The 26,808-nt window shown below is 67.4% G+C and carries 30 protein-coding genes and 1 pseudogene; 24 read left to right on the top strand and 7 right to left on the bottom strand.

Going from position 1 to position 26,808, the window contains the following annotated elements; translation table 11 throughout:
• Window positions 1-2: 2 nt before the first annotated feature.
• The 19 genes from rplX (at window position 3) to truA (ending at window position 12,308) form a co-directional block, all read left to right on the top strand.
• On the top strand, window positions 3-326 hold the full coding sequence (rplX, locus tag PV734_RS14025) for a 50S ribosomal protein L24 (protein ID WP_052839850.1): 324 nt from the start codon (window positions 3-5) through the stop codon (window positions 324-326).
• Window positions 326-883 (top strand): 50S ribosomal protein L5, encoded by a 558-nt coding sequence (rplE, locus tag PV734_RS14020; RefSeq protein ID WP_006376054.1) that lies wholly within the window; start codon window positions 326-328, stop codon window positions 881-883. The genes rplX and rplE overlap by 1 nt, the downstream gene beginning before the upstream one ends.
• 5 nt (window positions 884-888) lie before the next feature.
• Complete coding sequence (locus PV734_RS14015; protein WP_049567381.1) at window positions 889-1,074, top strand: type Z 30S ribosomal protein S14; 186 nt, start codon at window positions 889-891, stop codon at window positions 1,072-1,074.
• Between the two features lie 220 nt (window positions 1,075-1,294).
• Entirely contained in the window at window positions 1,295-1,693 is a 399-nt protein-coding gene (gene rpsH / locus PV734_RS14010; RefSeq protein WP_006376041.1) for a 30S ribosomal protein S8, read from the top strand.
• 21 nt (window positions 1,694-1,714) lie between these two features.
• Entirely contained in the window at window positions 1,715-2,254 is a 540-nt protein-coding gene (gene rplF / locus PV734_RS14005; protein ID WP_319090395.1) for a 50S ribosomal protein L6, read from the top strand.
• Between the two features lie 3 nt (window positions 2,255-2,257).
• Window positions 2,258-2,644 carry a 50S ribosomal protein L18 gene (gene rplR / locus PV734_RS14000; protein WP_319090394.1) on the top strand — a complete coding sequence of 129 codons (387 nt, stop codon included), beginning with the start codon at window positions 2,258-2,260 and terminating at the stop codon, window positions 2,642-2,644.
• Between the two features lie 70 nt (window positions 2,645-2,714).
• On the top strand, window positions 2,715-3,320 hold the full coding sequence (rpsE, locus tag PV734_RS13995) for a 30S ribosomal protein S5 (RefSeq protein WP_006376045.1): 606 nt from the start codon (window positions 2,715-2,717) through the stop codon (window positions 3,318-3,320).
• The gene (gene rpmD, locus PV734_RS13990; protein WP_006376032.1) at window positions 3,320-3,502 is read left to right on the top strand and encodes a 50S ribosomal protein L30; all 183 of its coding nucleotides are present in this window, start codon (window positions 3,320-3,322) and stop codon (window positions 3,500-3,502) included. Before rpsE ends, rpmD begins: the two co-directional genes overlap by 1 nt.
• A 2-nt stretch (window positions 3,503-3,504) precedes the next feature.
• Complete coding sequence (gene rplO / locus PV734_RS13985; RefSeq protein WP_319090393.1) at window positions 3,505-3,960, top strand: 50S ribosomal protein L15; 456 nt, start codon at window positions 3,505-3,507, stop codon at window positions 3,958-3,960.
• 243 nt (window positions 3,961-4,203) lie between these two features.
• On the top strand, window positions 4,204-5,520 hold the full coding sequence (gene secY, locus PV734_RS13980; RefSeq protein WP_319090392.1) for a preprotein translocase subunit SecY: 1,317 nt from the start codon (window positions 4,204-4,206) through the stop codon (window positions 5,518-5,520).
• Window positions 5,520-6,182, top strand: a complete 663-nt coding sequence (locus PV734_RS13975) for an adenylate kinase (protein ID WP_319090391.1) — start codon at window positions 5,520-5,522, stop codon at window positions 6,180-6,182. The genes secY and PV734_RS13975 overlap by 1 nt, the downstream gene beginning before the upstream one ends.
• Before the next feature lie 190 nt (window positions 6,183-6,372).
• Window positions 6,373-7,209, top strand: coding sequence for a type I methionyl aminopeptidase (gene map, locus PV734_RS13970; RefSeq protein ID WP_319090390.1), 837 nt, complete (start codon window positions 6,373-6,375; stop codon window positions 7,207-7,209).
• A 742-nt stretch (window positions 7,210-7,951) separates the two neighbouring features.
• Entirely contained in the window at window positions 7,952-8,173 is a 222-nt protein-coding gene (gene infA, locus PV734_RS13965) for a translation initiation factor IF-1 (protein WP_003948620.1), read from the top strand.
• 238 nt (window positions 8,174-8,411) lie between these two features.
• A complete protein-coding gene (gene rpmJ / locus PV734_RS13960) occupies window positions 8,412-8,525 on the top strand; it encodes a 50S ribosomal protein L36 (RefSeq protein ID WP_003998809.1) in 114 nt (37 codons plus the stop codon).
• 192 nt (window positions 8,526-8,717) lie between these two features.
• Complete coding sequence (gene rpsM / locus PV734_RS13955) at window positions 8,718-9,098, top strand: 30S ribosomal protein S13 (RefSeq protein ID WP_006376031.1); 381 nt, start codon at window positions 8,718-8,720, stop codon at window positions 9,096-9,098.
• Between the two features lie 69 nt (window positions 9,099-9,167).
• Entirely contained in the window at window positions 9,168-9,572 is a 405-nt protein-coding gene (gene rpsK / locus PV734_RS13950) for a 30S ribosomal protein S11 (RefSeq protein ID WP_006376016.1), read from the top strand.
• 122 nt (window positions 9,573-9,694) lie between these two features.
• A complete protein-coding gene (locus PV734_RS13945; protein WP_319090389.1) occupies window positions 9,695-10,717 on the top strand; it encodes a DNA-directed RNA polymerase subunit alpha in 1,023 nt (340 codons plus the stop codon).
• Between the two features lie 170 nt (window positions 10,718-10,887).
• Complete coding sequence (gene rplQ / locus PV734_RS13940; RefSeq protein WP_319090388.1) at window positions 10,888-11,394, top strand: 50S ribosomal protein L17; 507 nt, start codon at window positions 10,888-10,890, stop codon at window positions 11,392-11,394.
• A 68-nt stretch (window positions 11,395-11,462) separates the two neighbouring features.
• A complete protein-coding gene (gene truA, locus PV734_RS13935; protein ID WP_319090387.1) occupies window positions 11,463-12,308 on the top strand; it encodes a tRNA pseudouridine(38-40) synthase TruA in 846 nt (281 codons plus the stop codon).
• Between the two features lie 19 nt (window positions 12,309-12,327).
• Here the strand turns inward: truA and PV734_RS45805 are convergent.
• The 3 genes and pseudogenes from PV734_RS45805 to PV734_RS13925 all read right to left on the bottom strand — a co-directional run.
• Window positions 12,328-12,462 (bottom strand): annotated as a pseudogene (locus PV734_RS45805) (hypothetical protein); the annotation flags it as partial.
• 97 nt (window positions 12,463-12,559) lie between these two features.
• The gene (locus PV734_RS13930; protein WP_319090698.1) at window positions 12,560-13,663 is read right to left on the bottom strand and encodes an NDP-sugar synthase; all 1,104 of its coding nucleotides are present in this window, start codon (window positions 13,661-13,663) and stop codon (window positions 12,560-12,562) included.
• A gap of 824 nt (window positions 13,664-14,487) precedes the next feature.
• Window positions 14,488-15,402 carry a hypothetical protein gene (locus PV734_RS13925; protein ID WP_319289670.1) on the bottom strand — a complete coding sequence of 305 codons (915 nt, stop codon included), beginning with the start codon at window positions 15,400-15,402 and terminating at the stop codon, window positions 14,488-14,490.
• A 371-nt stretch (window positions 15,403-15,773) separates the two neighbouring features.
• Here PV734_RS13925 and rplM point away from each other — a divergent pair, with 371 nt between their 5' ends.
• From rplM to glmM, 3 genes are all read left to right on the top strand, one after another.
• On the top strand, window positions 15,774-16,217 hold the full coding sequence (rplM, locus tag PV734_RS13920) for a 50S ribosomal protein L13 (protein WP_006376008.1): 444 nt from the start codon (window positions 15,774-15,776) through the stop codon (window positions 16,215-16,217).
• A 42-nt stretch (window positions 16,218-16,259) separates the two neighbouring features.
• Entirely contained in the window at window positions 16,260-16,796 is a 537-nt protein-coding gene (gene rpsI / locus PV734_RS13915) for a 30S ribosomal protein S9 (protein WP_319090385.1), read from the top strand.
• Between the two features lie 231 nt (window positions 16,797-17,027).
• Window positions 17,028-18,386 carry a phosphoglucosamine mutase gene (gene glmM, locus PV734_RS13910; RefSeq protein WP_319090384.1) on the top strand — a complete coding sequence of 453 codons (1,359 nt, stop codon included), beginning with the start codon at window positions 17,028-17,030 and terminating at the stop codon, window positions 18,384-18,386.
• Window positions 18,387-18,471: 85 nt separating this feature from the next.
• On the opposite strand, the gene PV734_RS13905 is transcribed toward glmM, so the two are convergent.
• Together PV734_RS13905 and coaA are read right to left on the bottom strand one after the other, a co-directional pair.
• Window positions 18,472-19,392 (bottom strand): DUF389 domain-containing protein, encoded by a 921-nt coding sequence (locus PV734_RS13905; protein WP_319289669.1) that lies wholly within the window; start codon window positions 19,390-19,392, stop codon window positions 18,472-18,474.
• Window positions 19,393-19,442: 50 nt separating this feature from the next.
• Window positions 19,443-20,411, bottom strand: coding sequence for a type I pantothenate kinase (coaA, locus tag PV734_RS13900; protein WP_319090382.1), 969 nt, complete (start codon window positions 20,409-20,411; stop codon window positions 19,443-19,445).
• Window positions 20,412-20,610: 199 nt separating this feature from the next.
• Here coaA and PV734_RS13895 point away from each other — a divergent pair, with 199 nt between their 5' ends.
• Together PV734_RS13895 and glmS are read left to right on the top strand one after the other, a co-directional pair.
• A complete protein-coding gene (locus tag PV734_RS13895; protein WP_319289668.1) occupies window positions 20,611-21,396 on the top strand; it encodes a hypothetical protein in 786 nt (261 codons plus the stop codon).
• 121 nt (window positions 21,397-21,517) lie between these two features.
• Complete coding sequence (glmS, locus tag PV734_RS13890) at window positions 21,518-23,365, top strand: glutamine--fructose-6-phosphate transaminase (isomerizing) (RefSeq protein ID WP_319289666.1); 1,848 nt, start codon at window positions 21,518-21,520, stop codon at window positions 23,363-23,365.
• Between the two features lie 133 nt (window positions 23,366-23,498).
• Here glmS and PV734_RS13885 read toward each other — a convergent pair whose 3' ends face one another.
• Both PV734_RS13885 and yicI read right to left on the bottom strand, forming a co-directional pair.
• Window positions 23,499-24,512, bottom strand: coding sequence for a LacI family DNA-binding transcriptional regulator (locus PV734_RS13885; RefSeq protein WP_319289904.1), 1,014 nt, complete (start codon window positions 24,510-24,512; stop codon window positions 23,499-23,501).
• The gene (gene yicI, locus PV734_RS13880) at window positions 24,512-26,800 is read right to left on the bottom strand and encodes an alpha-xylosidase (protein WP_319289665.1); all 2,289 of its coding nucleotides are present in this window, start codon (window positions 26,798-26,800) and stop codon (window positions 24,512-24,514) included. Before yicI ends, PV734_RS13885 begins: the two co-directional genes overlap by 1 nt.
• Window positions 26,801-26,808: the final 8 nt, after the last annotated feature.

The raw sequence follows: 26,808 nt of genomic DNA, 5'->3' as shown, positions 1-26,808 counted from the left end.
GCATGAAGATCAAGAAGGGCGACCTGGTTCAGGTCATCACCGGTAAGGACAAGGGCAAGCAGGGCAAGGTCATCGCGGCCTTCCCCCGTGAGGACCGCGTCCTGGTCGAGGGTGTCAACCGGGTCAAGAAGCACACCAAGGCCGGCCCGACCGCTCGCGGTTCGCAGGCCGGCGGCATCGTCACGACCGAGGCGCCCGTCCACGTCTCCAACGTCCAGCTGGTCGTTGAGAAGGACGGCAACAAGGTTGTCACGCGTGTCGGTTACCGCTTCGACGACGAGGGCAACAAGATCCGCGTTGCCAAGCGGACGGGTGAGGACATCTGATGACTACCACCACGACTCCGCGTCTCAAGACGAAGTACCGCGAGGACATCGCGGGCAAGCTGCGTGAGGAGTTCTCCTACGAGAACGTCATGCAGATCCCCGGCCTCGTCAAGATCGTGGTCAACATGGGTGTGGGCGACGCCGCCCGCGACTCCAAGCTGATCGAGGGCGCCATCCGCGACCTCACCACGATCACCGGTCAGAAGCCGGCCGTCACCAAGGCCCGCAAGTCCATCGCGCAGTTCAAGCTGCGTGAGGGTCAGCCGATCGGTGCCCACGTCACGCTCCGTGGCGACCGCATGTGGGAGTTCCTGGACCGCACCCTGTCGCTCGCGCTGCCGCGCATCCGCGACTTCCGTGGTCTGTCTCCCAAGCAGTTCGACGGCCGTGGCAACTACACCTTCGGTCTCACCGAGCAGGTCATGTTCCACGAGATCGACCAGGACAAGATCGACCGCACCCGGGGTATGGACATCACCGTGGTGACCACGGCGACCAACGACGCTGAGGGCCGCGCGCTCCTCCGTCACCTCGGCTTCCCCTTCAAGGAGGCGTAAGCGAGATGGCGAAGAAGGCTCTGATTGCCAAGGCTGCTCGTAAGCCCAAGTTCGCTGTACGGGGTTACACGCGCTGCCAGCGCTGTGGCCGTCCGCACTCCGTGTACCGCAAGTTCGGCCTCTGCCGCGTGTGCCTTCGTGAGATGGCTCACCGTGGCGAGCTGCCGGGCGTGACCAAGAGCTCCTGGTAGTCCCTGTTTTCCAGGGATTCCCGAAGCTCTCGGTAAGCAATGGGCGTGTCAGGCGCCCACCCTTTCATGGCTTAGGCTTGGAGGGTTGGGCGCCTGATTGCCGCCCGTACGACTTACTACGCCGTAGGTCCCCCGCACCGCACCCGTCCCGCCACTGAGTGAGTGGGGAGAGGGATGGCGCATCCAGGAAACCCCGGCGAGAGAGGCCGAAGGCCAATTCATGACCATGACTGATCCGATCGCGGACATGCTGACTCGTCTGCGTAACGCGAACTCGGCATACCACGACGACGTCGCGATGCCGCACAGCAAGATCAAGTCTCACATCGCGGAGATCCTCCAGCAGGAGGGCTTCATCACGGGCTGGAAGGTCGAGGACGCCGAGGTCGGCAAGAAGCTCGTCCTCGAGCTGAAGTTCGGTCCGAACCGTGAGCGCTCCATCGCGGGCATCAAGCGGATCTCCAAGCCCGGTCTCCGGGTTTACGCGAAGTCCACCAACCTGCCGAAGGTGCTCGGCGGCCTGGGCGTGGCGATCATCTCCACGTCCCACGGTCTCCTCACCGACAAGCAGGCCGGCAAGAAGGGCGTAGGCGGAGAAGTCCTCGCCTACGTCTGGTAGAAGGGAACGGAGGAAACAGCTATGTCGCGTATTGGCAAGCTCCCCATCACGGTTCCCGCCGGCGTGGACGTCACCATCGACGGCCGTACGGTCCAGGTGAAGGGCCCCAAGGGCACCCTCTCCCACACCGTCGCTGCGCCGATCGACATCGCCAAGGGTGAGGACGGCGTTCTCAACGTCACCCGCCCCAACGACGAGCGTCAGAACAAGGCCCTGCACGGCCTGTCCCGCACGCTGGTGGCGAACATGATCACCGGCGTGACCCAGGGTTACGTGAAGAAGCTCGAGATCAGCGGTGTCGGTTACCGCGTGGCGGCGAAGGGCTCGAACCTCGAGTTCGCGCTCGGCTACAGCCACTCGATCACCGTCGAGGCGCCCGAGGGCATCTCGTTCAAGGTCGAGAACCCGACCCGCTTCTCTGTCGAGGGAATCGACAAGCAGAAGGTCGGCGAGGTTGCGGCCAACATCCGCAAGCTGCGCAAGCCCGACCCGTACAAGGCCAAGGGTGTCAAGTACGAGGGCGAAGTCATCCGGCGCAAGGTCGGAAAGGCGGGTAAGTAAGCCATGGCATACGGTACGAAGATCGCTAAGGGCGACGCTTACAAGCGTGCTGCCATCAAGCGTCGTCACATCCGGATCCGTAAGAAGGTCAACGGAACGGGTGAGCGTCCCCGCCTGGTGGTAACCCGCTCGAACCGCCACATCGTGGCCCAGGTCATCGACGACATCAAGGGTCACACCCTGGCGTCGGCGTCGACCCTGGACGCCTCGATCCGCGGTAACGAGGGCGAAGACAAGTCGGCGCAGGCCGGCAAGGTCGGCGCACTCGTCGCCGAGCGCGCCAAGGCCGCCGGTGTCGAGGCCGTCGTGTTCGACCGTGGTGGCAGCCGGTACGCCGGGCGTATCGCCGCCCTGGCCGACGCCGCCCGCGAAGCCGGGCTCAAGTTCTGAGCCGCCCGTCGCGCTTGCGGCCTTGTGCCGCGGCGCAGCGTAGCTAGCGGAAAAAGAGAGAGGTAATCCAATGGCTGGACCCCAGCGCCGCGGAAGCGGTGCCGGTGGCGGCGAGCGGCGGGACCGGAAGGGCCGTGACGGCGGCGCTGCTGCCGCCGAGAAGACCGCGTACGTTGAGCGCGTTGTCGCGATCAACCGCGTCGCCAAGGTTGTGAAGGGTGGTCGTCGCTTCAGCTTCACTGCGCTCGTCGTAGTGGGCGATGGCGATGGCACCGTCGGTGTCGGTTACGGCAAGGCCAAGGAGGTGCCGGCCGCGATCGCCAAGGGTGTTGAAGAGGCCAAGAAGCACTTCTTCAAGGTCCCCCGTATCCAGGGCACCATCCCGCACCCGATCACGGGCGAGAAGGCCGCGGGCGTCGTCCTGCTCAAGCCTGCTTCCCCCGGTACCGGCGTTATCGCCGGTGGCCCGGTGCGTGCTGTCCTGGAGTGCGCCGGCGTTCACGACATCCTGTCGAAGTCGCTCGGCTCGTCCAACGCGATCAACATCGTGCACGCGACCGTGGCGGCCCTCAAGGGCCTGCAGCGTCCCGAGGAGATCGCGGCCCGCCGCGGTCTGCCCCTCGAGGACGTCGCCCCCGCGGCTCTGCTCCGTGCGCGTGCGGGAGCGGGTGCGTAATGGCTCGCCTCAAGGTCACGCAGACGAAGTCGTACATCGGCAGCAAGCAGAACCACCGTGACACCCTGCGGTCCCTTGGTCTCAAGGGGATCAACACCGTGGTCGTCAAGGAGGACCGCCCCGAGTTCCGCGGAATGGTTCACACCGTCCGCCACCTCGTGACGGTTGAGGAGGTCGACTGATCATGGCGGAGAACAACCCGCTCAAGATCCACAACCTCCGTCCTGCCCCGGGCGCCAAGACCGCCAAGACCCGTGTGGGTCGTGGTGAGGCGTCGAAGGGTAAGACGGCTGGACGTGGTACCAAGGGCACCAAGGCCCGTTACCAGGTTCCGGAGCGCTTCGAGGGTGGGCAGATGCCCCTCCACATGCGTCTCCCGAAGCTCAAGGGCTTCAAGAACCCGTTCAAGACCGAGTACCAGGTCGTGAACCTCGACAAGCTGGCGTCGCTGTACCCGGAGGGTGGCGAAGTCACCGTCGAGGGGCTCGTCGCCAACGGTGCGGTTCGCAAGAACAGCCTCGTCAAGGTCCTCGGCCAGGGCGAGATCTCCGTGGCACTGCAGGTGACGGTCGACGCCGTCTCCGGCTCCGCCAAGGAGAAGATCACCGCCGCCGGCGGTACCGTCACCGAGCTGCTCTGAACACCACAGGCGTCTCGATGACTTGAGCGATCCCTACCGGGGATACCCCACAAATGGGGTATCCCCGGTTGGTCGTTCCTAGGACGCTTGGTCGCCGGTAAGGTGGCCAGCACTGTCAAGTTGAGTCCGCTGTGTTCATGAGGAACTCCGGACCCCTCTCGGCTGTTAGTTATCTGTCAACGTATTCGTCGAACCTCAAAACCGTCACCTCTACGCAGTAGCGCGGGGGTCGCAGGAGGCACCGTGCTCACCGCGTTCGCCCGGGCGTTCAAGACGCCCGACCTGCGCAAGAAGCTGCTCTTCACGCTCGGCATCATCGTGGTCTATCGGGTGGGCACGCACATCCCGATCCCAGGTGTCGACTACCAGAACGTCCAGACGTGTATCGACGTCGCGAAGGGCGGAAGCCAGGGCCTGTTCGGTCTGGTCAACATGTTCAGCGGCGGGGCACTGCTGCAGATCACGATCTTCGCGCTGGGCATCATGCCGTACATCACGGCGAGCATCATCCTGCAGCTGCTGACGGTGGTGATCCCGCGTCTGGAAGCCCTCAAGAAGGAGGGCCAGGCGGGCACAGCGAAGATCACGCAGTACACCCGTTACCTGACGGTGGCTCTCGCCATCCTCCAGGGCACCGGCCTGGTCGCCACCGCGCGCAGCGGTGCGCTCTTCAGCGGCTGCCAGGTCGCCAGCGAGATCGTCCCGGACCAGTCGATCTTCGTGACCATCACGATGGTCATCACCATGACCGCCGGTACCGCCATGGTCATGTGGCTCGGTGAGCTCATCACCGACCGCGGCATCGGCAACGGCATGTCCATCCTGATGTTCATCTCGATCGCCGCCACCTTCCCGTCGGCGCTGTGGGCCATCAAGACCCAGGGCGACCTGGCGGACGGCTGGATCGAGTTCGGCACGGTCATCGCCGTCGGTCTCGTCATGGTCGCGCTGGTGGTCTTCGTCGAGCAGGCTCAGCGCCGCATTCCGGTCCAGTACGCGAAGCGCATGATCGGCCGCCGGTCCTACGGCGGCACATCGACGTACATCCCGCTCAAGGTCAACCAGGCCGGCATCATCCCTGTGATCTTTGCCTCCTCGCTCCTCTACATTCCTGCGCTGGTCGCGCAGTTCTCCGGCGGGAACTCCAGCTGGAAGACGTGGATCGAGCAGAACCTGACCAAGGGTGACCACCCGATTTACATCGTCACCTACTTCACACTGATCGTGTTCTTCGCGTTCTTCTACGTCGCCATCTCCTTCAACCCCGAAGAAGTAGCCGACAACATGAAGAAGTATGGTGGCTTCATCCCGGGCATCCGGGCTGGCCGGCCGACTGCTGAGTACCTGAGCTACGTACTCAACCGGATCACCTGGCCGGGTTCGCTGTACCTGGGTCTGATCGCTCTCGTACCGACAATGGCGTTGATTGGTTTCCAAGCAAACCAGAACTTCCCGTTCGGCGGGACCAGCATCCTGATCATCGTGGGTGTCGGTCTTGAGACCGTGAAGCAGATTGAGAGCCAGCTCCAGCAGCGCAATTACGAAGGGTTCCTCCGCTGATGCGAATCGTCCTCGTCGGGCCGCCTGGTGCCGGGAAGGGAACGCAGGCCGCGTTCCTCGCCAAGAACCTGTCGATCCCGCACATCTCCACGGGCGACCTCTTCCGGGCCAACATCAGCAAGCAGACGGATCTCGGGAAACTCGCGAAGTCCTACATGGACGCGGGCAACCTGGTGCCGGACGAGGTCACGATCGCCATGGCCAAGGACCGCATGGAGCAGCCCGACGCGGTGAACGGCTTCCTGCTGGACGGCTTCCCGCGGAACGTCTCGCAGGCCGAGGCGCTGGACGAGATGCTCAAGGCCGAGTCCATGAAGCTGGACGCGGTCCTCGACCTGGAGGTCCCCGAGGACGAGGTGGTCAAGCGCATCGCCGGCCGCCGCATCTGCCGTAACGACTCGGCGCACGTCTTCCACGTGACGTACCAGCCGCCGAAGGCCGAGGGCGTCTGTGACGTCTGCGGCGGCGAGCTGTACCAGCGGGACGACGACTCCGAGGAGACGGTCCGCAAGCGGCTGGAGGTCTACCACACCCAGACCGAGCCGATCATCGACTACTACAAGGCCCAGGGCCTCGTGGTGACGATCTCGGCGCTGGGCAAGGTGGAGGACGTCACGGGCAAGGCGATGGCCGCGCTCAAGGGTGACGGCGAGGGCGAGTAGCTCCGTCAGTTCGTTTAGTTCGTTGGCTTTACGTCGGTCAGCCGCGGTTTCCTGCCAGGGGACCGCGGCTGCTGCGTTGGGGTGGGGCGCCGTATCGTTGGGTCGTTGGTTCCCTGGCTTGTTGGTTCCTTGGCTGTTGTGTGTTCGTTCGCTTCCCCGACTGGTCGGTTCAGGAAAGGCCGTAGTTCCCATGGTGCAGATCAAGACCCCCGAGCAGATCGCCAAGATGCGCGAGGCGGGGCTTGTCGTCGCCGCCATCCACGCGGCCACTCGTGAGGCGGCCGTGCCGGGCGCCACTACGAAGGATCTGGACCAGGTCGCGCGGAAGGTGCTTGCGGATCACGGCGCGAAGCCGAACTTCCTGGGGTATGGCGGGTTCCCGGCGACCATCTGCACGTCCGTGAACGAGGTCGTGGTCCACGGCATCCCGTCCGACGAGGTCGTGCTGAAGGACGGCGACATCATCTCCATCGACTGCGGCGCGATCGTCGACGGCTGGCACGGGGACGCGGCGTACACGGCGTTCGTGGGGTCGGGGCATGCTCCGGAGCTGATCGAGCTGTCGCGGGTGACGGAGGAGTCGATGTGGGCGGGGATCGCCGCGATGAAGCTGGGGAACCGGCTGGTCGACATCTCGCGTGCGATCGAGACGTACATCCGGCGTCAGCCCAAGGCGGGTGGCGGGCGGTACGGGATCGTCGAGGACTACGGCGGGCACGGCATCGGGACCGAGATGCACATGGACCCGCATCTGCTGAACTACGTCGAGCGCAGGCGGGGGAAGGGGCCGAAGCTGGTTCCCGGGTTCTGTCTCGCGATCGAGCCGATGGTGTCGCTGGGTACGCCGAAGACCGAGGTGCTCGCGGACGACTGGACGGTCATCACGACGGACGGGACGTGGTCGTCGCACTGGGAGCATTCTGTGGCGTTGACGGAGGCGGGGCCGTTGGTGCTTACGTCTCCCGACGGGGGGGCGGCGAAGTTGGCTGAGCTTGGGGTGACTGCGGCGCCGGATCCGCTGGCGTAGGTTCTTCGCCCCCGCCGCCCCTACCCGTCCCATCCCCAGGGGCTCCGCCCCTTCGACCCCGGCCAGGGGGCGCAGCCCCCTGTACCCCGGGCGGGGACTGCGTCCCCTGCACCCCGCTTGGGCGTGGCCTGTGGCTCGGGTTGCGCCCCTGCGCCCCGGTGGGGGTTGCGGTTCGGGTCTTCGGTGGGGCTTCGCCCCTGTACCCCGGGCGGGCGTGGCCTGTGGCTCGGGTTGCGCCCCTGCGCCCCGGGTGGGGACGGTGTCCCCTGTGCCCCGGGTGGGGGCTGGGTCTCGTGCGCTTGCGGCCTCTTCGACCCCGGCGGGGCTCTGTAACCTGCCGTTCCGGGCGGGGGTGTGCCTTCTGCACCCAGGCGGGGACTGTGTCTCCACGGGGGGTGGGTCCCGGGCCGGCGGGGCTGCGCCCTATTCGCCCCCGGCGGGGGCTGCGGCCCATGCACCCGCTTGGGCCCGGGGCCTGCGCCCCGACCGGGTCTGGCCCTGCGCCCCGACCGGGGATGCGCCCCTGGCCCGGGTTTTGCCCTGCCATGTGCTTCGTTTTTGGGGGGTCTGGGGGGTTGTTCTGGTTAAGGATCACGGGGGTGGGGCATTCTTCCTCGATTCGTCTTTCCGGGTGTGCTGACGTAGACTGACTCGTCGGCTCTCGTGCACCCGCATGTCCGCATGCGCCCCTCTGGGGGAGTGCAGCAGAGTCGATCAAGGTAGTCGATTCGAAGGGCGAAGCGTGGCCAAGAAGCAAGGTGCCATCGAGATCGAGGGCACTGTCGTCGAGTCTCTTCCGAACGCGATGTTCAAGGTTGAGCTCCAGAACGGCCACCAGGTCCTGGCACACATCAGCGGCAAGATGCGGATGCACTACATCCGTATCCTCCCTGACGACCGGGTCGTGGTGGAGCTGTCTCCGTACGACCTGACTCGCGGCCGGATCGTCTACCGGTACAAGTGAGCTTGGGCGGGTCCCGAACTCGCCCCGGCGGCCGGGAGGGTCGTCGTCGGACAGGATCTTGTTCCACCTGTCAAACTCTCCGGAGCGATCCAGGAGAGCTTCTTTCCGATCAGGCAGGCAGACAGTTAATCAGTCAGTCAGTCGGATCGGGGGGAGAGCTCCAACGACACAAGTAGATCTTTATTCTCGCCCTTCGTCCGCACCTGGCGTGGGGCACTGACCCGGAGAACCTCACCCCATGAAGGTCAAGCCGAGCGTCAAGAAGATCTGCGACAAGTGCAGGGTGATCCGCCGTCACGGTCGGGTCATGGTCATCTGCGAGAACCCGCGCCACAAGCAGCGCCAGGGCTGACGCACGACCGACCTTCTGCACCCGCAGAAATTCGCGCGACGCGAGCAGTACATGTTCATACGCAGGGCCCAGGTCTGGAGTTCCAAGAGACCTGATACCCCCGGTCGGAGGCCGGGGACCCAGTTCGTACCTCATACGGCGGCTGGGAAACGGCCTTGTGGAAGACCTCCGAACGACAACTGGAGCCATTGAATGGCACGCGTTTCCGGTGTTGACATCCCGCGCGAAAAGCGTGTGGAGGTCGCCCTCACCTACGTGTTCGGCATTGGCCGGACCCTTTCCCAGCTGACGCTGGCGGAGACGGGCATCGACCCGAACACCCGTGTTCGGGACCTCTCCGAGGAGCAGCTCGTCGCGATCCGCGAGTACGTGGACGCCAACATCAAGACCGAGGGTGACCTCCGTCGCGAGATCCAGGGCGACATCCGCCGGAAGATCGAGATCGGCTGCTACCAGGGTATTCGCCACCGCCGTGGCCTGCCCGTCCACGGTCAGCGCACCAGCACGAACGCTCGTACCCGCAAGGGCCCGCGTCGCGCCATCGCCGGCAAGAAGAAGCCGGGCAAGAAGTAGTCCTCAGCGGACAACGCTTCATCAGCGGTCTTCGCTGTAGGACCGACCACCTCCCTGTAGGAGATTTAGATGCCCCCCAAGGGTCGTCAGGGCGCTGCCAAGAAGGTGCGCCGCAAGGAAAAGAAGAACGTCGCTCACGGGCACGCCCACATCAAGAGCACGTTCAACAACACCATCGTCTCGATCACGGACCCCGCGGGCAACGTGATCTCCTGGGCCTCCGCCGGCCACGTCGGCTTCAAGGGCTCGCGCAAGTCCACCCCCTTCGCCGCGCAGATGGCCGCCGAGTCGGCCGCCCGCCGCGCGCAGGAGCACGGCATGCGCAAGGTTGATGTGTTTGTGAAGGGTCCGGGTTCGGGTCGTGAGACCGCGATCCGTTCGCTCCAGGCCACCGGTCTTGAGGTCGGCTCCATCCAGGACGTCACCCCCACCCCGCACAACGGTTGCCGTCCGCCCAAGCGCCGTCGCGTCTGACGCACGGGCGTTTGCCGGTTTGAGGTTTCGGGCGGTATGGCTCCTTGGAGCCGTATCGCCCGTACCCTTGTAGTACTAGTCGGGCATCAAATAGCGGGTGTCCATGACTGAAGGATTTCCACATGCTGATTGCTCAGCGCCCGTCCCTGACCGAAGAGGTCGTTGACGAATTCCGTTCCCGGTTCGTCATCGAGCCGCTGGAGCCGGGCTTCGGCTACACCCTCGGCAACTCGCTCCGCCGGACTCTGCTGTCCTCGATTCCGGGTGCGGCCGTCACCAGCATCCGTGTCGACGGCGTGCTGCACGAGTTCACCACCGTGCCGGGTGTCAAGGAAGACGTCACCGACCTCATCCTCAACATCAAGCAGCTCGTCGTCAGCAGCGAGCATGACGAGCCGGTCGTGATGTACCTGCGCAAGCAGGGGCCCGGTCTTGTCACCGCCGCCGACATCGCGCCGCCGGCCGGTGTCGAGGTGCACAACCCCGACCTGGTCCTCGCCACGCTCAACGGCAAGGGCAAGCTGGAGGTGGAGCTGACCGTCGAGCGCGGTCGCGGCTACGTCTCCGCTGTGCAGAACAAGCAGGTGGGTCAGGAGATCGGTCGTATTCCGATCGACTCGATCTACTCGCCGGTTCTCAAGGTCACGTACAAGGTCGAGGCCACGCGTGTCGAGCAGCGCACCGACTTCGACAAGCTGATCGTCGACGTCGAGACCAAGCAGGCCATGCGTCCCCGGGATGCGATGGCTTCCGCCGGTAAGACGCTGGTCGAGCTGTTCGGGCTTGCCCGTGAGCTCAACATCGACGCCGAGGGCATCGACATGGGTCCGTCCCCGACGGACGCCGCCCTCGCCGCTGATCTCGCACTGCCGATCGAGGAGCTGGAGCTCACCGTTCGGTCGTACAACTGCCTGAAGCGTGAGGGCATCCACTCCGTGGGTGAGCTCGTGGCTCGGTCCGAGGCCGATCTGCTGGACATCCGCAACTTCGGTGCGAAGTCCATCGACGAGGTCAAGGCGAAGCTGGCGGGGATGGGTCTCGCGCTCAAGGACTCGCCTCCCGGGTTCGACCCGACCGCGGCGGTCGACGCCTTCGGCGCCGACGACGACGTGGACGCCGGGTTCGTGGAGACCGAGCAGTACTGATTCGGCTGCCGGCCCGCCGCGGCCGGTCGCGCAGATCCCCGCGCTCCTCACGGGGCGCGGACCTTCCGGGCGTCTTGAAAGAGACGCCCGGATCTCCGACGGGTGACCGCCCGCTCGGACACTGACTCTGGTACCTGATACGGCCGGGGCAGACAACAAGGAGAAAGATCATGCCGAAGCCCGCCAAGGGTGCCCGTCTGGGCGGCAGTGCCGCGCACGAGAAGCTGCTTCTTGCGAACCTCGCGAAGTCGCTCTTCGAGCACGGCAAGATCACGACCACCGAGGCGAAGGCGCGCCGGCTGCGTCCGTACGCCGAGCGTCTGGTCACCAAGGCGAAGAAGGGCGACCTTCACAACCGCCGTCAGGTGCTCCAGGTCATCACGGACAAGAGCATCGTGCACACGCTCTTCACCGAGATCGGCCCGCGCTACGAGAACCGCCCGGGTGGTTACACCCGTATCACCAAGATCGGTAACCGTCGTGGCGACAACGCGCCCATGGCTGTCATCGAGCTGGTGGAGGCCCTGACCGTGGCCCAGCAGGCCACCGGTGAGGCCGAGGCGGCGACCAAGCGTGCCGTCAAGGAAGACACCCTCAAGAAGGACGAGGCCGTCGAGGCCAAGTCCGACGAGGTCGTCGAGGACGCGGCTCCGGCCGAGGAGTCCAAGGACGCGTAAGCGTTCTCAAGGCGGGTCCGTTCCTTTCCGGGGCGGGCCCGCTTTTGTGTTGCTGAGAGGATCTCTGTGTGAGCGACGACGTAGAGCCCGGGTTCGTGCGGGTGCGGCTGGACCTTTCCTACGACGGCACCGCGTTCTCCGGGTGGGCCAGGCAGGCCGGCGGACGCAGGACCGTACAGGGGGAGATCGAGGACGCCCTGCGGACGGTGACCCGGTCCGGGGACACCCAGTACGACCTGACCGTGGCCGGGCGTACCGACGCCGGGGTGCACGCGCGGGGGCAGGTCGCCCATGTCGATCTGCCGGTGGAGGTGTGGGGCGAGCATCAGGAGAAGCTGCTCAAGCGGCTTGCCGGGCGGCTTCCCAAGGACGTGCGGGTGTGGCGGGCCGCTGAGGCGCCGAGCGGGTTCAACGCGCGGTTCGCCGCTCTGTGGCGGCGTTACGTCTACCGGGTCGGTGACCGGCCCGGCGGGGTGGATCCGTTGCTGCGCAACCATGTGTTGTGGCACGACTGGGAGTTGGACGTCGACATCATGGACGTCGCTGCCAAGTCCCTGGTCGGGGAGCATGACTTCGCTGCCTACGCGAAGAAGCGCGAGGGTGCTTCGACGGTTCGCGAGGTTCTTGATTTCGGGGTGCTTCGGCGGTCGGACGGCATTGTCGAGATCGAGGTCCGCGCCGATGCCTTCTGCCACAACCAGGTGCGGTCCATGGTCGGTGCCCTGCTGTTCGTGGGGGACGGACACCGGGGGGTCGAGTGGCCGAGGAAGGTGCTTGACGCGCGGGTGCGGGACAGTGCCGTGCATGTCGTACGGCCGTACGGGCTGACGCTGGAGGAGGTCGCCTACCCGGCGGACGACCAGCTCGCCGAGCGGCAGCTGCTGGCCCGGCGGGTGCGGGGCGAGGTGCACTGAAAGGGGGAGGCGATTTGCGTCAGTCCGCCAGTGCCTGTCTGAACGTCGGTTCCAGGAAGGGTTCCAGGAAGCCGGCGTAGCTGCCCGTGATGTGGCTGTCGTCCCGATAGACCACGTGGCCGCCGATCACCGCCGGGCAGTAGCCGTCCGCGCAGAAGGCGGGAGCGTGTTGACGACCGTAGCCCCGTACTGTTCCGCGACTTCACGTTCGAGGAGTCGGAGCCCCGGGAGGTCCACGGCCGTGTCGGACTTCAGCAGTGGACGGTCGGGCAGGCGGCGGCCGTGCCGCTGACGCGTACGCCCTGGGCGGGGATGCGGATGCCGCACGTCAGCCGTAGCTGGGCAGGGAGCTCGTTCTGGGCGCCGACATGGCTGTGGCAGCCCACCACGACCTCGCGAAGAATCGATTCGCTGCCGATGGAGGAGTCGTGGTCCACGACGGACTCGTGGACCTGGGCACCCTCTGCCACGGTGACGTTCCCGCCGATGATGGACCGGTGGACGACCGCGTGCGCGCCGATGACCGCGTGCGGGCCGATCGTCGAGCCCCCGGTGACCCGGGCGGTCGGGTGGACCTCGGCCGTGGAGTGGATCAGGGCTTCGGCAGGTCGTCCGACCAGGGGAGAGCCCGCCTTGCCGGTGACCAGGTCGGCGGAGCCGTGGACGAAGGCCAGTGGGGTGCCCAGGTCACGCCAGTAGTCGGCGGTGGTGCGGCCGAACACGCGTCGGCCCGCGGCGACGAGCTGCGGGAAGGTCTCCTGTTCGACGGAGACCTCACGGTCGGCCGGGATGGCGTCGAGGACGGACCTGCGGAAGACGTAGCAGCCGGCGTTGATCTGGTCGGTGACGCACTCCTCGGCCGTCTTCGGCTTCTCCAGGAAGGACAGCACCCGGCCCGCCTCGTTGGTGGGGACCAGTCCGAAGGCCCGCGGGTCGGCGACCCTGGTCAGGTGCAGCGTCACATCCGCCTCCCGGGTCTCGTGGTGCTCCAGGAGGGCCGGCAGGCCGACGCCGGAGAGGATGTCGCCGTTGAGGACGAGGACCGGGGCGTCCGCCGAGTCGCCGCGCAGCAGTCGTCCGGCGTTGCGGATCGCCCCGCCGGTGCCGAGCGGCACGTCCTCGACGGCGTAGGAGATCTCCAGGTCCTGGGAGAAGTCCCGGAACTCCGTCTCGAAGAGGCTGGCGAGATACGAGGTCGCGAACACGACGTGCTCCACGCCGGCGTCCATCAGCTTGGCGATCTGGTGCCGGATGAAGGAGGTGCCCGCGACGCCGAGCAGCGGCTTCGGGGTGTGGTTGGTCAGCGGGCGCAGGCGTGTTCCCTTGCCGCCCACGAGGATGATGGCTTCCTGCATGATTCCTCGCTCGTCAGCTCGGGGTGTTGGTGCCGGGGCCTGCGTAGCCGGAGCCGAAGCAGGTTCTGATGGCCTTCTCGGAAGGGGGCGCCCGGCGAAGTCGAGCCGGGAGGCGGTCTTGTCGCCGGGTGCGTGGTAGGCGCCGTCCATCGCGCCGATGCCGGACTCGGAGAGGACGATGTTCGGCAGCTTGCCGGTGGCCTTCCTGTCCAGCCACTTGTTCCAGCCGTCGACCAGTGTCGAAACGGGCGCCGTGTCCGGCACCTTCACGGGGAAGCAGGCGTCGACGCCGAGGTGGCCCTCCAGCGAGTTGAGCTCGGTGCCGATCACGAAGGTTGTTCGTCCTCGTCTCCCCGGCGGCCTTGAGGTACGGGGTGCAGGACGAAGGGCAGCAGGAACGGGATGATTCCGGGCTTCCACCCCGCGGTGCGTCTGGTCGGCTTCGCGCTCTGCCGCGAGAGCGGCACTTCGTGGTCGACAACTGTTGAGGCCATGACTTCTGTGGAACTCCCCGTGAGATCGGTCGTGCGTCGAGGCAGTCACGGATCTCGGCCGGGCACGCCGAAGCGCGCCCTGGCAGGGCCAGTCCGGGTGTCATGCCCCCAACGCCGTCTTTGGCGACATCGGCCGCCCGCTGGCTGGAACCCCCCTGGGGTGTCCTAAATCCAATGGCCGAATAGAGACGTGATCCTCGCATGTGTGGCCAGACCATGGAACTGATGTGAGGGCGATGTGTTCAAAATTTAATCGATTCATGCCAGGGCGTGACGAAATGGCCGACGATCACCGATCGTCGGCCATTTCGGGAAACACGCCCCAGTGGGCTACTGGCTGGCCGCCGAGGCCTGGGCCTCGCCGCGGCGCCTGATCTGGCGGAACGCGAACTCGCCCAGGTCGTCGCCCGTGGTGAAGACGGCCGTGCTCTTCGTCGTCACGTCCTTGCCGTTGGTGAAGCCGGCGATCGTGAAGTAGGCGTAGCGACCGTACGAGTTGGTGGTCGACCGGCAGATCGCCGAGCGGCAGAACGTCGGGACGCCGCCGCCGGAGAGGGACTCGACGATGCTCTTCTTGTCCGCCGTGGCCTTGACCTTGGTGGCCTGGGCCTCGGTGTCGAAGACGGCCACGCCGACCGTCACCGCGACGCCGTCCTTGCTGTACGTGACGCGCAGGAAGCGCGTGCACCCGTTGTCCTTGAGGATCTTCGGAAGGGTGTTCTTCGCCGCCGATGCGCAGTTCGCCGTGTCCGCGGTCGGGCCCTTCTTGTAGAGGCGCTCGCCCATCGTCAGCTGTGTGCCGGGGAAGAGGGTGTCCGGCGTCAGCACCGCCGTGTCCTTCTTCACGCTGGATATGAAGTCCTTCGGATCCAGCGGCGGCGGCGCGCTCGTCGGCGCGAACGACGGCACCGTCGAGGCGGTGTCGCTGGGGATGTCCGCGGTGGCGGGCAGCCCGGAGGTCGGCCTGTTGGAGGCCTGGTTGTTGCCGTCGGCGTTGACCACGGCCATGGCGACGGCCGCGCCCACGCCGACGGTGGCCACCGCGGCCGTGACGATCAGCAGGAGTCTGCGGCGTCTGTTACGGGTCTCGGAGGCGTCGGCGAGCGCCGCCCAGTCGGGGGCCTGACCGCCGCTCTGGCCGCCCCACGGCTGCTGCGGGGCCCGGCCGCTCTGGTCGTCCCACGGTTGTTGCGGGGTATTCGGTTTCCAGGGATCCCATTGAGGTCCCCCCTGCCCAAAGCTCATGGGCGCATCCTAGACGCCGTACAACCCGTGTGCCGATGCGTCTCAGACCCTTCTCATGGGCCACTGGAGCAACGGAGTCGGGGTTCTGGGCGGTTTCTCACACAGCGGCCCGGACTGTCCCCCCGCGTCCCCGCGCCCGGCGTTCGCGGCCTCGTTTTGACCCGTCCGGGGCCGCGCGGGTAGCCTGGGCGTTCGTTATGCGTATCGGCATGGTCGCTCCTGGACCAGAGGCCTTTACGTAGGTTCCCTGGAGCAGTTTCCAGTGGGCGGCATACGGGCGTTGTTCCCGGCCATTGTCGTCCCCAGCTGCACGATCGCTTCAGTGATGCCATGTGTCAGGACCCATCCACTGAAGAAGCGAAGGCTACGAAGTGCGTACGTTCAGCCCTAAGCCCGGCGACATCACTCGCCAGTGGTACGTCATCGACGCCCAGGATGTCGTCCTGGGCCGTCTGGCCACCACTGCCGCGAACATTCTGCGGGGCAAGCACAAGCCGATTTACGCGCCCCACGTCGACGCTGGTGACTTCGTCATCATCATCAACGCCGACAAGGTGCACCTCTCCGGCAACAAGAAGACCCAGAAGATGGCGTACCGCCACTCCGGTTACCCGGGTGGTCTGCGCTCCGTCCGTTACGACGAGCTTCTGGCGAAGAACCCCGAGAAGGCCGTCGAGAAGGCCATCAAGGGCATGATCCCCAAGAACACCCTGGGCCGTCAGTGCCTCTCGAAGCTGAAGGTCTACTCGGGCGACCAGCACCCCCACGCTGCCCAGCAGCCGGTGCCGTTCGAGATCACCCAGGTCGCGCAGTAGTTCCGGCCACCCCCTAAGACGTAGAGAATTCTGAGGAGAATCGTGGCCGAGACCACTGTCGAGCAGCCGCTCGACGAGAACGCTGACGCCGAGTTCGAGAACGCCGACGTCGAGAGCTACACCACCGAGTCCGAGGCGCCGGTTGCCGAGGGCGAGTACGCGGAGGCGCTCGACGGGCGCTTCGGTGACCCGCAGCCGGCCGCAGGCCTGGGCCGTCGCAAGAACGCCATCGCCCGCGTCCGGATCGTCCCGGGCACCGGCAAGTGGAAGATCAACGGTCGCACCCTTGAGGACTACTTCCCCAACAAGGTGCACCAGCAGGAAGTCAACGAGCCCTTCAAGGTGCTCGAGCTCGACAACCGCTACGACGTTGTCGCCCGCATCACGGGTGGCGGTGTCTCCGGTCAGGCCGGCGCCCTGCGCCTCGGTGTGGCCCGTGCGCTGAACGAGGCCGACGTGGACAACAACCGCGGCGCCCTCAAGAAGGCCGGGTTCCTCCGTCGTGACGACCGTGCGGTCGAGCGCAAGAAGGCCGGTCTCAAGAAGGCCCGCAAGGCCCCGCAGTACAGCAAGCGTTAATCGCTCCGCTGTTCTCGGACGTTTCACACGTCTCGTACGTATCGCCCCGGCGGCACTCTCCGTGCTGTCGGGGCGGTTCGTTTACCGGGGACGTTGCTTAGCACAGGCTTACGGCACAGGTTCGAGGAACGCTCCCTACAGCCTGGAAACAGGCACAGGGGATATACGTAGCCAGGTCCGGCATGGACACTCGGCACGAGCCGCACATTCCAGCATCTTCGGAGGACACCAGTGGGACGACTCTTCGGCACGGACGGCGTGCGCGGTGTCGCCAACGCGGACCTGACAGCCGAGCTGGCTCTCGGCCTGTCCGTAGCGGCGGCCCACGTACTCGCCGAGGCGGGTTCCTTCGAGGGCCACCGGCCGGTCGCCGTGGTCGGTCGGGACCCACGTGCGTCAGGGGAGTTCCTGGAGGCCGCGGTGGTCGCGGGCCTCGCCAGCGCGGGCGTCGACGTTCTGCTGGTCGGTGTGCTGCCCACCCCCGCGGTGGCGTTCCTCACCGCCGAGCTGGGAGCCGACCTCGGTGTGATGCTCTCGGCCAGCCACAACGCCATGCCGGACAACGGCGTCAAGTTCCTGGCCCGCGGCGGCCACAAACTCGACGACGAGCTGGAGGAGCGGATCGAGGCCGTGTACGAGGAGCACCGCACCGGCGCTCCCTGGGACCGTCCGACGGGCGGCGGAGTGGGCCGCGTGCGGTCGTACGACGAGGGCTTCGAGCGGTACGTCACCCATCTCGTCGGGGTGCTTCCGAACCGACTGGACGGTCTGAAGGTGGTGCTGGACGAGGCGCACGGCGCTGCCAGCCTGGTCTCGCCCGAGGCGTTCACGCGGGCCGGCGCCGAGATCGTCACCATCGGTGCGGAGCCGGACGGCCTCAACATCAACGACGGCTGCGGTTCCACTCACCTCGGCAAGCTGCAGGCCGCCGTTCTCGAACACGGGGCCGACCTCGGTATCGCGCACGACGGGGACGCGGACCGCTGCCTCGCCGTCGACCACACCGGTGCGGAGGTGGACGGCGACCAGATCATGGCCGTACTCGCGCTGGCGATGCGGGAGCGGGGTGTGCTGCGTGCCGACACCGTTGTCGCCACGGTGATGTCGAACCTGGGCTTCAAGCTGGCCATGGAGCGGGAGGGGCTGTCGCTGATCCAGGCGGCGGTCGGTGACCGGTATGTGCTGGAGGAGATGAAGGAGCACGGGTACGCGCTGGGCGGCGAGCAGTCCGGGCATGTGATCATCTCGGACCACGCGACGACGGGTGACGGGACGCTGACGGGGCTGCTGCTGGCGGCTCGGGTCGCGCAGACCGGTCGTACGCTGCGGGATCTCGCGTCGGTGATGGTGCGGTTGCCGCAGGTGCTGGTGAATGTGCCGGACGTCGACCGGACCCGGGTGGGGTCGTCCGCGGAGTTGGCTTCGGCGGTGGCGGAGGCGGAGCGTGAGCTCGGTGCCACGGGGAGGGTGTTGTTGCGGCCTTCCGGGACCGAGCCGTTGGTTCGGGTGATGGTCGAGGCGGCTGATATCGATCAGGCTCGGGCTGTGGCTGGGCGGTTGGCGGATGTCGTGAAGTCCGCGCTTGGGTAGTTGGCGGGACCGGGCTGGGGGTGGGGGTTCTGGTTCGTAGCGGGGTGCGGGCTCGTTGTGGCTTGTCGCGCAGTTCCCCGCGCCCCTAACGGGCGCTTCTCCACAGCCATTTCTGGGCCAGGAGTGTGCAGGTGGCGGCCAGGATGATGCCCAGGAGGTTCAGGAGGAGCTGGATGGTGGAGCCCGTGGTCTGGGTGGTGTCGCCGTAGCTCAGGGCCACTGCCGCGTTCGCGGCGGCCGGGATCGTTGTCACGGAGATGGCGACACCTACCAGGGCGCCGGACTTCGCCGACGTCAGGGAGAGGGTGCCGGCGATGCCGGCCAGGACCGCCACGACGAACGAGAACCAGTCGTAGGCATAGACGAAGCCCGTGTTGGGGCGCTCCGCCTCCAGTTTCGCCTCGGTGAACAGGCCGACGGCGTCCATGAAGTAGCTGAAGCCGACCGTCACCAGCATCGCCGCCGCGAAGCCCACCAGTAGGGCGGTCAGGGAGCGTGCCGCCAGTCTCGGGCGGCGTTGGACGAGGGCTGTGCTCAGGCCGGCCAGGGGTCCGAACTCCGGGCCCACCGCCATCGCGCCCACGATCAGGATCGCGTTGTCGAGGACCACACCGCAGGCCGCGATCATCGTGGCGAGCGTGATGAAGGCGACGTAGGTGATCGACAGCGTCGACTCCTCGTGCGTCGCGTCCGCGAGGTGCTCCCACAGGACCGCGTCCGCGCCCTCGCCGGGCGCGTCCTTCTCCGCCTTGTCGGCGTGCTCGGAGAGCGACAGGTCGATGTTCTCCACGGCGATCGAACCGGTCACGTCCAGGTCCAGCTCCCGCAGCCCGGCGATGAGTTCGTCGCCCGCCTCCCGGGCCACGTCACACATCACGACGTCCCCGGCGGGGTTGCGGGCGGCGCCGGGCAGGACGACGAGGTGGGTCGTGCCGACCGTCTTCCCGATCAGCTGGACCACGTCGTTCGTTCTGTCGGCCGGGGCGATGAGGCGTAGGTGGAGCATGGGGGCAGGGTAACCGGGCCGTGTGCGGCGAGTGTTGTGGCGTGCCCCGGTTACAGCTTGCGCAGGCTGAGGCGCTGCACCTTGTGGTCCGGGCCCTTGCGGATGATGAGGGTGGCGCGGCCCCGGGTGGGGGCCACGTTCTCCAGGAGGTTCACCTTGTTGATGGTGCGCCAGGTGGTGCGGGCGTAGTCCAGGGCCTCCTCCTCCGACACCTGCGTGTACTTGCGGAAGTACGAGGACGGCTTCTGGAACGCCGTCTCGCGCAGACGGCGGAAGCGGTTGAGGTACCAGCGCTCGATGTCCTCGGGGCGGGCGTCGACGTACACGCTGAAGTCGAAGTAGTCGGCGAGGCCGACGCGGGTGCGGCCGTCGCTGCCGGGGAGGGCGGGCTGGAGGACGTTCAGGCCCTCGACGATCAGGATGTCGGGGCGGCGGACCGTGAGCTTCTCGCCGGGGACGATGTCGTAGATGAGGTGGGAGTAGACCGGGGCCGTGACCTCGTCCTTGCCCGCTTTGATGTCCGCCACGAAGCGGGTCAGGGCCCGGCGGTCGTACGACTCGGGGAAGCCCTTGCGGGACATCAGGCCACGGGACGTCAGCTCCTCGGTCGGGAGCAGGAAGCCGTCGGTGGTCACCAGTTCCACGCGCGGGTGTTCGGGCCAGCGGGAGAGCAGCGCCTGGAGGAGACGGGCGACGGTCGACTTGCCCACGGCCACCGAGCCCGCGACCCCTATGACGAACGGGGTGCCGGTCTGGGCGCCCTGTTCGCCGAGGAAGGTGTTCAGGGCGCCTCTCAGTCCGTCCGTGGCACCGATGTAGAGGTTGAGGAGGCGGGACAGCGGGAGGTAGATGTCCCGCACCTCGTCGAGGTCGATGACGTCGCCCAGACCGCGCAGCTTCTCGACCTCCTCGGCGGTGAGCGGGAGGGGCGTCTTGTCGCGCAGCGCACTCCACTCGGTACGGGTGAGATCGACGTAGGGAGTCGCCTCCGGCCGCTGCCGGTGGGCGCTCCGGGGCATCGGGGAGACCGGAGAGATCACAGTCCATTGTTACGGGAGTGTGGACGGGGTGGGGGGTGGAGTGCGTCACGCCGGGGCGGGGAGGGGCATGTCACGAGTGGGTTTCGAATGCGGGTTCGATGATCTTTCCGTGGATCCCGTCAGTAAAGTGCGCGTAAAGCGTGTCACCCGACAAACCCAAGAGAAAGAGCTTTCTCCCTTGAGGACCACCGCTGTTCGCCGCACCGCCCTCGCCGCCTCCGCCGCCGCTCTCGCTCTTCTCGTCACCGCCTGCGGTGACTCGTCCGGCGACGACGACAAGAACGGCGACAGCGTGACCGCCCAGGCCGACAAGTCCGACGGGGGGAAGTCCGCCGCCAAGGCGCTCACCGCCGCCGAGCTGGCGAAGGTCGCCCTCGTGCAGGCGGACGTCAAGAGCGGGACGCTCACCGAGAAGGTGCCTGCGAAGGACGACATCGCGCAGGCCAAGGTGACGACGGACGACGCGGCGTGCGCGCCGCTGGCGTACCTCCAGTCCGCCACCTACGTCGGCAAGCCGGCGGCCGTGGTGAAGCGGACCTGGAAGGGTGACGCCGCGAAGCCCGCCGCCGGGGCGAGCGACGAGGACCGGTTCCTCGCCAAGCTGGATGTCGCGCAGGCCGTCATCACGCTGGCCTCCTACGAGGACGGAGGCGCCGAGCAGGCCATGAAGGACCTGAACACCTCCGTCGAGAAGTGCGCCGCCGGGTTCTCCTACACCGTGACCGGCACCAAGAACGACGCCCTCAAGGTGGCCAAGACCCCGGCGCCCGAGGGAGCGGACGAGGCGCTCGCCCTGACGGTGACCGTGGACGCCGGTCTGAAGGCGCCGATGAAGGCCGTCGTCGTCCGCAAGGGCAGCACCGTGGTCTACGTCCCCGCCGTCAACTTCGCCTCGGCCTCCACCGGCAAGGACTACGCCTTCCCCACGGAGATCGTCGACGCGCAGCTGGGCAAGCTCGGCTGAGCATCTCGCTGCCGGAGTCGTTCCCGCCGGGGCCTCGTGCCCCTGGCGGGAATTGCCGGTTTCGGGTATTTCGGGCATGAAGTACCGGTTTCGGGCCGTTGGGGCGCCTAGGCTGCCGCGCATGTGCGGAATCGTGGGATATGTGGGGTATCAGTCGGCTCTCGATGTCGTGATGGCCGGGCTGAAGCGGCTGGAGTACCGGGGCTACGACTCGGCCGGGGTGGCTGTGCTGGCCGACGGCGGGCTGGCCGGGGCCAAGAAGGCCGGGAAGCTCGTCAACCTGGAGAAGGAACTCGTCGAGCGGCCGTTGCCGGCCGGGGGCACGGCGGTCGGGCACACCCGGTGGGCCACCCACGGCGGGCCGACCGACGCCAACGCCCATCCGCATCTCGACAACGCCGGGCGCGTCGCCGTCGTCCACAACGGGATCATCGAGAACTTCGCCTGTCTGCGGGCCGAGCTGGCCGAGCGAGGGCACGTACTCGCCTCCGAGACCGACACCGAGGTCGTCGCCCATCTGCTCGCCGAGGAGTTCTCGTCCTGCGCCGATCTGGCCGAGGCCATGCGGCTCGTCTGCCGACGGCTGGAGGGCGCGTTCACGCTGGTCGCGGTGCACGCCGACGAGCCCGAAGTAGTGGTCGGGGCGCGGCGGAACTCGCCGCTGGTGGTGGGCGTCGGAGAGGGCGAGGCCTTTCTCGCCTCGGACGTCGCCGCGTTCATCGCCCACACGCGCTCGGCGATCGAGCTGGGTCAGGACCAGGTCGTGGAGCTGCGCCGGGACGGGGTCACGGTGACGGGCTTCGACGGCGGTCCGGGGGACGCGCGGTCGTACCACGTCGACTGGGACGTGTCGGCCGCGGAGAAGGGCGGCCATGACTTCTTCATGCTCAAGGAGATCGCCGAGCAGCCCAAGGCCGTCGCCGACACCCTGCTGGGCCGGATCGACGCCGCCGGATCACTGACGCTCGACGAGGTGCGGATTCCGGCGGGTGCGCTGCGGGAGGTCGAGAAGGTCGTCGTCGTCGCCTGCGGTACGGCCTTCCACGCCGGGTTGATCGCCAAGTACGCCATCGAGCACTGGACGCGCGTCCCGTGCGAGGTGGAACTGGCGAGCGAGTTCCGGTACCGGGACCCGATTCTCGACGCGCGGACCCTTGTCATCGCCATCTCTCAGTCCGGCGAGACCATGGACACCCTGATGGCGCTGCGGCACGCCCGTGAGCAGGGTGCCAGGGTGCTGGCCATCTGCAACACCAACGGCTCGACGATCCCGCGCGAGTCGGACGCGGTGCTGTACACGCACGCGGGGCCCGAGGTCGCCGTCGCGTCCACCAAGGCGTTCCTGACGCAGTTGGTGGCCTGCTATCTGGTCGCCCTGTACCTGGGGCAGGTGCGCGGCACGAAGTGGGGCGACGAGATCCGGGCCGTCGTGCGGGACCTGGCGGAGATCTCCGGTGAGGTCGAGCGGGTGCTGGAGACCATGGAGCCCGTGCGTGAGCTGGCGCGTTCGCTCGCCGACAAGAACACGGTGCTGTTCCTGGGGCGGCACGTGGGGTATCCGGTGGCGCTGGAGGGCGCGCTCAAGCTGAAGGAACTCGCCTACATGCACGCCGAGGGCTTCGCCGCCGGTGAGTTGAAGCACGGGCCCATCGCGTTGATCGAGGAGGACGTGCCGGTCGTGGTGGTCGTGCCCTCGGCGCGTGGCCGGTCCGTCCTCCACGACAAGATCGTGTCCAACATCCAGGAGATCCGGGCCCGGGGTGCGCGGACCATCGTCATCGCGGAGGAGGGGGACGAGGCGGTGGTGCCGTACGCGGATCACCTCATCCGCGTTCCGGCCACACCGACCCTGCTGCAGCCGCTCGTCGCCACGGTGCCGTTGCAGGTCTTCGCCTGTGAGTTGGCCACTGCTCGGGGCAACGAGGTGGATCAGCCGCGGAACCTGGCGAAGTCGGTGACGGTGGAGTAGGTGGGGGAGGGGGTGGTGGTCGTGGGTGGGTGCGGGTCCGTGGGGGCTTGTCGCGCCCCGCGGCGGAGCCGCAAATGTCAGAGCCCCGCGCCCCTAGGGAGGTGGAGGTGCGGGGAGTTGTGAAGTGCCGGGGTCATGGGGCCGCCCGGGCCATCGTGCTTGCTCGTTCCGTCAGGCGGGGTGGCAGGAGGGTCGCCTCCGGGGTGTGGCCCGTGCCGTTCAGCTTTCTCATCAGGAGGTCCACCGCCTGAGCGCCCACCTCCGCCGACGGGATGGCGACCGAGGTGACCGGCACGGGCAGGTTCTCGGCCAGGTCGTCCGGGCAGATCGCGGTGACGGAGAGGTCGCCGGGAACCCGTAGGCCGAGGTGTTCGAAGGCGTCTATCAGGGCTTCCAGGATCGCCTCGTTGTGGACGACGACCCCCGTCAACGCCGGGTGTTCGCGCAGGAGTTGCTCCGCCACCAGCCTCGCCGCCGCGGGGGTCGCCTCGCAGGGGTGGACCGAGGACGACAGTCCGCCCCGGTCCGCCGCCGCCGTGAACCCCTGAACCACGCGCTGGGCGAACGCGGTCCGGCGTACGTACACCTCGGGCGGTGAGCCGACCAGGGCGATGACCCGGTGGCCGAGGGCCGCCAGGCGTTCCACGCACAGTTCGCCCGCAGCCTTGAAGTCCAGGTCGATACAGGTCAGGCCGGCCGGTTCGGAGGGGAAGCCGATCAGGACCGACGGCAGGTCCAGTGCGCGCAGCAACGGCAGCCGGGGGTCCTGGAGTTGGACGTCCATCACAATCAGCGCGTCCACGAGGGCGGTGTCCGCGACCCGGCGCAGACCGTCCTCGCCCTCCTCCTGGGTGAGGAGCAGGACGTCGTGGTCGTGGCTGCGCGCGGCCGTGACCACCGACACCGCGAACCGCATCGCCACCGGGACGTGGATGCCGGTCCGCAACGGGATCACCAGTGCCAGGACGTTCGAGCGGCTGCTCGCCAGCGCCCTCGCGCCCGCGTGGGGGCGGTAGCCGAGTTCGTGGATGGAGCGTTCGACGCGCTGCCTGGTCTCCTCGGAGATCGGGCGCTTGCCGCTGAGGGCGTACGACACCGTGCTCGGGGAGACCCCGGCGTGCCGTGCCACATCGGTGATCTTCACCATCATTCGCCTCCCGATCCGTCCGGCCCCGACCTGCCCGGCCCCAGTTCCACCGTCAGGAAGCCGGTGCCCGCCTGCGCCCGTACCTCGCGTCTGCCCGCCGACAGTCCCCATGGCACCGACGGATCGCCGCACGAGGCCCGCAGTGTGTCGCCCTCGCGGACCACCGTGAACGTCATGTCCCCCACCGGGACCGTCACCTGGGCGCCGCGCTCCAGGCCGTACGCGTGCAGCGTGACCCCGTCGGCGTACGCGTAGTCCGGGCGGTCGTCCACCGCGCCGACCGGGATCACCGACCCGGGACGCACCAGCAGCGGCAGGCTGTCGAAGCCGTGTCGCTCCCGTACCCAGCGGGGGCCGGTCACCGTGCGGCCGGTCAGGAAGTGGGTCCACTCGCCCTCGGGGACGTAGTACGAGACATCGCCCTCGTCGCTGAACACCGGCGCCACCAGCAGGTCCGGGCCGAGCATGAACTGCCGTTCCAGATGCGCGCATCCGGGGTCGTCCGGGAACTCCAGGACCATCGCCCGCATCATCGGGACGCCCTCGGTGTGGGCGGCGCGGGCGGCCTCGTACAGATACGGCATGAGACGCAGCTTCAGCCGGGTGAACAGCCGCAGTACGTCCACGGCCTCCTCGTCGAACAGCCACGGCACCCGGTAGGACGAACTGCCGTGCAGACGGCTGTGCGAGGAGAGGAGCCCGAACGCTGTCCAGCGTTTGAACAGGGCCGGGCTCGGGGTGCCCTCGAAGCCGCCGATGTCGTGGCTCCAGTAGCCGAAGCCGGAGAGTCCGAGGGAGAGTCCGCCGCGCAGTGACTCCGCCATCGACTCGTAGGTGGCCTCGCAGTCGCCGCCCCAGTGGACCGGGAACTGCTGGCTGCCGGCCGTGGCCGACCGCGCGAACACCACCGCCTCGCCCTCGCCGCGGTGCTTGCGCAGCACGTCGAAGACGGTCCTGTTGTAGAGGTACGTGTAGTAGTTGTGCATCCGCTCCGGGTCCGAGCCGTCGGCGAACTCCACGTCCAGCGGCACCCGTTCACCGAAGTCGGTCTTGAAGCAGTCGACGCTCTGCGCGAGGAGGGCCTCCAGTTTCGAGGCGTACCAGTCGCGGGCCGCCGCACTGGTGAAGTCGACCAGCGCCATGCCCGGCTGCCACTGGTCCCACTGCCAGACGCTGCCGTCGGGTCGGCGCAGCAGATGACCGAGTGCCTTGCCCTCGGCGAAGAGCGGTGACCGCTGGGCGATGTACGGGTTGATCCAGACGCTGATGTGCAGGCCCTTCGCCTTCAGCCGCTGGAGCATGCCTTCGGGGTCGGGGAACACCCGCGGGTCCCACCGGAAGTCGCACCAGTTGAACTCGCGCATCCAGAAACAGTCGAAGTGGAAGACCGAGAGGGGGAGTTCACGCTCCCGCATGCCCTCGATGAACGACGTCACCGTCTCCTCGTCGTAGGAGGTGGTGAAGGAGGTGGACAGCCACAGGCCGAACGACCACGGTGGCGGGAGTGCCGGCCGGCCGGTCAGGGCCGTGTACTTGCGGAGGATGTCCTTCGGGGTCGGGCCGTGGATGACGTAGTACGTCAACTGCTGTGTCTCGGCGCTGAACTGGACCCGGGACACCGCCTCCGAGGCGACCTCGAAGGACACCCGGCCGGGGTGGTCGACGAAGACTCCGTAGCCCGCGTCGGTGAGGTAGAACGGGACGTTCTTGTAGGCCTGTTCGGTCGCCGTGCCGCCGTCGGCGTTCCACATGTCGACGACCTGGCCGTTCTTGACCAGCGGGCCGAAGCGTTCGCCGAGGCCGTACACGCTCGTCCCCACGCCCAACCCCAGTTGCTCACGCAGGTAGTGGGCGCCGGTCGTCGCGTCCCGCATGATGCCCATGCCCTTGGGGCCGCTGCTGGTGAGGACACGGCCGTGGGCGAGGAAGTCGACGTGCCAGGGGCTGGTGCGGCTGACCCGGACGGACAGGGTGCCGGAGGTCAGGGTCGCGTGCTCCTCGTCGTACTCCGTGTGAGCCGTCAAGTCCTCTCTGCGCAGCTCGAACTGAGGGCTCTGCGGCTGCTCGCCCTCGAAGTGCGTGAAGGTGACGCCGATGACGTCGGGCATCGGGGCGTGGGCGCTGATCGTCACGACCGGTCCCTTCAGCAGGTCGCCGCGGTGGCGGATGGGCTGGGTCGGCGCGTGGATGTCCAACGTGCCGTCGTCGGCCGTCACATCGAGGACCTCGACCGGGTGGGCGGCGGTGACGCCCTCGCGCAGCAGCCAGTAGCCGTCGGTGAACTTCACGCGCATAC

This window comes from Streptomyces sp. AK08-02, assembly GCF_033795085.1.
GTDB lineage: Bacteria > Actinomycetota > Actinomycetes > Streptomycetales > Streptomycetaceae > Streptomyces > Streptomyces echiniscabiei.
This window is presented reverse-complemented; position numbering and strand designations above follow the sequence as displayed.